This window comes from Streptomyces katrae, assembly GCF_000966975.1.
Classification (GTDB): domain Bacteria; phylum Actinomycetota; class Actinomycetes; order Streptomycetales; family Streptomycetaceae; genus Streptomyces; species Streptomyces katrae.
The window spans coordinates 1-4,387 of the sequence record NZ_JZWV01000497.1 but is presented as its reverse complement, the minus strand read 5'-3'; the positions used below and the strand labels follow the sequence as shown (position 1 = coordinate 4,387).

Sequence of the window (4,387 nt, the reverse complement as noted above, 5' to 3'; positions counted from 1 at the left end):
TCGCTGGTACAGGCGGGATGCGATCTCCTTGTTCGTGGCGCCTGCCGAGATGAGGCGGAGGACCTCCCTCTCCCGCGGAGTGAGCAGTTCGCGGGTCGGCAGCCCGGCTGCCAGGTTGGCGATGACCGTCTGGTCGAACTGGGCCACCCCGACGTGGGCGAGACGCACGGCCCGCGCCAGTTCGGCGGCGGGCAGGTTCTTGAGGAGGTAACCCACCGCGCCGGCCTTCAGCGCCCGGGTGACGTACTCGTCGTCGTTGAAGGTCGTCAGCATCACGATCTTGCATGCGGGCAGGCTGCGGCGGAGCAGCCCGGTGGCGGCCACGCCGTCGATCCCGGGCATCCGGACGTCCATCAGCACCACGTCGGGGCGGCAGGCCGGGGCCGTTTCGACCGCCTCGGCACCGTCGCGCGCGCTACCCGCCACCTCGATGCCCGGCTGGATGCCGAGAAGTGCGGTGATGCCCTCCCGCACGAGGTCCTGGTCGTCGACGACGAAGACGCGCACGTCCACGCCCGTGTTCCCGTCCTCGATCACCACGGGACCCCGACCGTGAGGACCGTGCCGCCGGCCGAGCTGTCGATGGCCATGGTCCCCCCGGCGAGGCGGACCCGTTCGCGCAGCCCCGTCAGCCCGAACCCTTCGTCGACGGAATCGAACCCGCTGCCGTTGTCGATCACTTGGAGGCGGGCTCCGCGCCCGTCGTAGGCGACGTCCACCCTGATCTCGGTGGCACCGGAATGCCGGCAGGCGTTGGTCAGCCCCTCCTGCGCGGCCCGGTACAGGACCAGCAGCGGCCGGCGCTCGGCGCCCGACATGTCGAGGGTGATGCGGCGGCTCCCGCCGTCCAGGTGGTGAACGAGGTCGGCGAGCGCCCGGGCGAGGCCGGCCGGTTCGGACTCCGACTCGGGGCCCAGGGTGCGCACGGATGCCCGTACCTCGTCCAGGGCGCGGTTCGCCGACCAGCGGGCATGGGACACCGCCTGCGCCGAACCCTGCGGATCGAGGGAGGCGAACGCCTCGGCCTTCTCCAACTGGATCCCGATCGCGGTCAGGTGGTGGCCGAGGCTGTCGTGGATCTCGCGGGCCAGCCGGTTGCGCTCGCGCGCCGCGGACAGCTCCGCGACCTGGGCGAGGGTGCCCTCCAGTCGGGTGCGGGCCTGCTGCTCGCGCACGGCCACCGCGGCCATCGTGAGGGCCAGGACGACGCCCAGGGCGAACATCAGCAGGTCCGATATGTACTCGGCCCGCACCTGCCAGTGAGGAACCCACAGGGTGAACGCGCCCGCCAGCGCCGCCACGCAGCCGACGCCGAGACCGATGGCGACGGTGGATCCGTACGCGAAGAACGCCAGGAACGGCACGAGGACGAACAGCACGCGCGACAGTCCGGACTCGTCGACGGCCGCGACCGCGCAGAGCAGCAGCACCCGGAGCACGAACACTGCGCCCGCCGGGATCCGCCGCCCGCGCCACTGCCGGGGTTCACACAGGTCGAGGGCGGCCAACGCGCTGAGGAGGGCCGCGAATGCGGCGGTCCGCGCCCCCGGGCCCGGACCGATCACGGCGTAGTAGACACCCCCGAGCAGTACGGCGCCGTACAGGACGGCGGGTATCCAGGGAACGGGCCGCGACATTGGACCACCTCCAGGGCTCACGAAGGCCCGAAGGCGCTCTTTCTCGCAGCGTATGCGGTCGGCACCACGATCCCGCATCCACGCGCGAAACCGGCGCACCGTCTGGCCGGAGGTCATGTGACCTCTGGCCACAGCCGATCGGGCCATCTCGCACTTACCCAAGATGACCTGCGCTTTCCAGAATTCGAGGCGTCACATTCCCCATCGAGAAGAGGGCGCCGTGCTTCGCCATCTCGTCATCGCACCGTTGCTGCTCGCGACCGCCCTGACCGTCCCTGCGGGCAGCACCACCCAGGCGGACCGCTGCTCCGCAATCCGGGTCCCGGGAGCGGAGTACTCGGTCTCCAGCTGCCTGGCCGACCTGACCACCACGGGCACTCAGCTCACCGGACACACCGACCCCAAGGACTGGGAGGGCCTGATCGTGCCGGGCACTCCCACCCCGGCCGGAGCCCCCGGAGTCCAGATCGACGGCTACTTCCCCGACACCTCCACCACCAACACCAACCACGGCTGGAACCACGACAGCCAGTTCGTCATCCGGCTGCCCAAGAACTGGAACGGCGGCCTCGTCGTGGCCGGCCCGCCGGGGACCCGCGAGCAGTACGCCAACGACCCGATCATCAGCGACCAGGTGCTCGCCAAGGGCTATGCCTACGCCGCGACCGACAAGGGCAACACCGGCGACGAGCTCTACAAGGACGGCGACCGGCCCGGCGACGCGATCATGGAATGGCACCGCCGGGTCACGCAGCTCACCGTCGCGGCGAAGAAGGTCACCGACCAGTACTACGGGCGCACGCCGCGCGTCACGTACGTCGCCGGACTCTCCGCCGGCGGCTACCTGGTCCGCTGGCAGCTGGAGCACCACCCCGAGCTCTACACCGGCGGCATCGACTGGAACGCCCTCACCTTCACCAAGGAGGGCAGCCTGCTCACCGCACTCCCACCGGCGCTGCGCGCCTACCCCCGCCTCGCCAAGGGCGACCGGTCCGCGTACGACGAGATCCTCGCCGCCGGCTACCCGAAGGGTTCCGAAAAGCAGTGGGGCTACCACTACAACAAGCAGTGGGACCTCCTGCAGCGCGTCGTCCGCGAGGAGCTCGACCCCGACTACGACGGCGCCACCCGGGGCGGCACCCCGTTCTGCCCGGCCGGCACCGGTCCCGGCTGCGACACCGACTACGACTTCGCCTCGCGCCCGGAAGCGGTGCACCGGGCAGTCGAGCGGATCTCGCTGACCGGGAACATCAAGCGCCCGCTCATCAGCATCCAGGGCACGCTCGACGCGCTGACCCCGCCGGCCACCTTCGGTGACGTGTACGACCGGATGGTCACCGACGCAGGGCGCGCCTCACTGCACCGCTACGTGCACGTCCCCGGTGGCACCCACACCGACGGGCTGGTCGCGATCGACAAGGAGACCTACCGGCCGATGCTTCCGTCCTTCGTCGCGGCGTTCGGCGAACTGGAGACCTGGACGGGGCCCACCACCCGCCCGTAGCCCCGCCCCGACCCTGATTCTTTTCGCACCTGGAGGCATCATGTCATCGAAATCCCTTTACGGACTCGCTGGTTGGGCGGGTATGGGATGCGCAGCCATCCTCCTGCTCAACGCCGCTCGGCGATGATGGCCGTCGGCGTCGGCCTGCTCGGTCTCACCCTGGTCCGACGTGCCCCCGCACTCGACGAGGGGCGAGGTGGACGTGTCACCACATACGCGCCCTAGCGGGGTGCCGGGCGCGCCGCCCTTGTGGGAGGGCGGCGCGGACCCGCTCGGGAGGTCAGGCCGGCTGTTCCTGCATGGAGGCCGTGATCACGGAGAACGCGCCGCCCTGGGGGTCGGACAGGACGGCCATGCGGCCCGCCGCCATGTCGAAGGCGGGGGCCAGGACCGTGGCGCCGGCGCGGACGGCGGCCGCCTGGATGTCGTCCACGCTGTCCACGTGGAAGTACGGCTGCCAGTGCGGCGGCACCCCCGGCGGGAGCTTGCTCAGGTCCATCATCCCGCCCACCGCGCGGCCGGCGACCTGGAACTCGATGTACTCCTCGGCGCCGGGCATCTCGGAGCGGGCCGTCGTCACGGGCAGGATCGAGGAGTAGAAGGCCGAGGCCGCCGCGAGGTCGGGGGTGGTGAGCTCGTTCCAGATCAGGGCGCCGTGTTCGTTGACGATGCCCGCGCCGTCGAAGGTGCCGGGCTGCCACAGGCCGACGACCGCGCCCGCCGGGTCGGCGATCACGGCCATTCTGCCGAGGTCCATGACGTCCATCGGGCCCATCATGACCGTGCCGCCGGCGTCGGTGACGGCCTTGAGGGTGGAGTCGATGGCGTCCGTGGACAGGTACGTGGTCCACACGGTGGGCGGCATGGGGTCGGGGGTCGTCCCGTCCGGGTTCATCGCCTTCATGATCCCGGCGACCGGCTTGCCCTTGAGGGTGCAGACGGCGTAGCCGCCCGTCTCGGGCGGGCCCACTTCGCCCTGCCAGCCGAAGAGGTCGCAGTAGAAGTCGAGGGCGGCCTGCTGGTCGGGGACCATGAGGTCGATCCAGCAGGGCGTGCCGGGCTTGTAGGGGCCGTTCATGTCGGGCACGGGGGCCTCCGGGGTGGGTGGTGGGGCGGGGTTGGACGGGCCGTCCCCTACCCGGGCCTCCGGCGGTGAACCGGGCCGTCCGGGTGACGTTCCTTCCCGGGGGGCTGCGGGGGCCGCTGCGCGGAGCCGTCTCCCCGCCCCGCCCTTCCTCCGTTCCCC

General features: G+C 71.2%; 4 protein-coding genes. 1 reads left to right on the top strand and 3 read right to left on the bottom strand.

Annotated elements, in window-relative coordinates; all coding sequences use genetic code 11:
• Together VR44_RS18280 and VR44_RS18275 are read right to left on the bottom strand one after the other, a co-directional pair.
• A partial coding sequence (locus VR44_RS18280; RefSeq protein WP_211275088.1) for a response regulator transcription factor occupies window positions 1-540 on the bottom strand: 540 nt, incomplete at its 3' end.
• Window positions 534-1,637 (bottom strand): sensor histidine kinase, encoded by a 1,104-nt coding sequence (locus VR44_RS18275; protein ID WP_045948594.1) that lies wholly within the window; start codon window positions 1,635-1,637, stop codon window positions 534-536. The genes VR44_RS18275 and VR44_RS18280, both read right to left, overlap by 7 nt.
• Window positions 1,638-1,857: 220 nt before the next feature.
• Between VR44_RS18275 and VR44_RS18270 the strand changes: the two genes are divergently transcribed.
• Window positions 1,858-3,141: a tannase/feruloyl esterase family alpha/beta hydrolase gene (locus VR44_RS18270; protein ID WP_052713692.1), complete on the top strand. Its 1,284-nt coding sequence runs from the start codon at window positions 1,858-1,860 to the stop codon at window positions 3,139-3,141.
• A 280-nt stretch (window positions 3,142-3,421) separates the two neighbouring features.
• On the opposite strand, the gene VR44_RS18265 is transcribed toward VR44_RS18270, so the two are convergent.
• Window positions 3,422-4,219, bottom strand: a complete 798-nt coding sequence (locus VR44_RS18265; RefSeq protein WP_045948595.1) for a VOC family protein — start codon at window positions 4,217-4,219, stop codon at window positions 3,422-3,424.
• Window positions 4,220-4,387: the final 168 nt, after the last annotated feature.

Excerpts from the sequence above, each read along its gene's own strand:
- VR44_RS18275 (WP_045948594.1), bottom strand. The coding sequence starts at position 1,637 with ATGTCGCGGCCCGTTCCCTGGATACCCGCCGTCCTGTACGGCGCCGTA.
- VR44_RS18265 (WP_045948595.1), bottom strand. The coding sequence starts at position 4,219 with ATGAACGGCCCCTACAAGCCCGGCACGCCCTGCTGGATCGACCTCATG.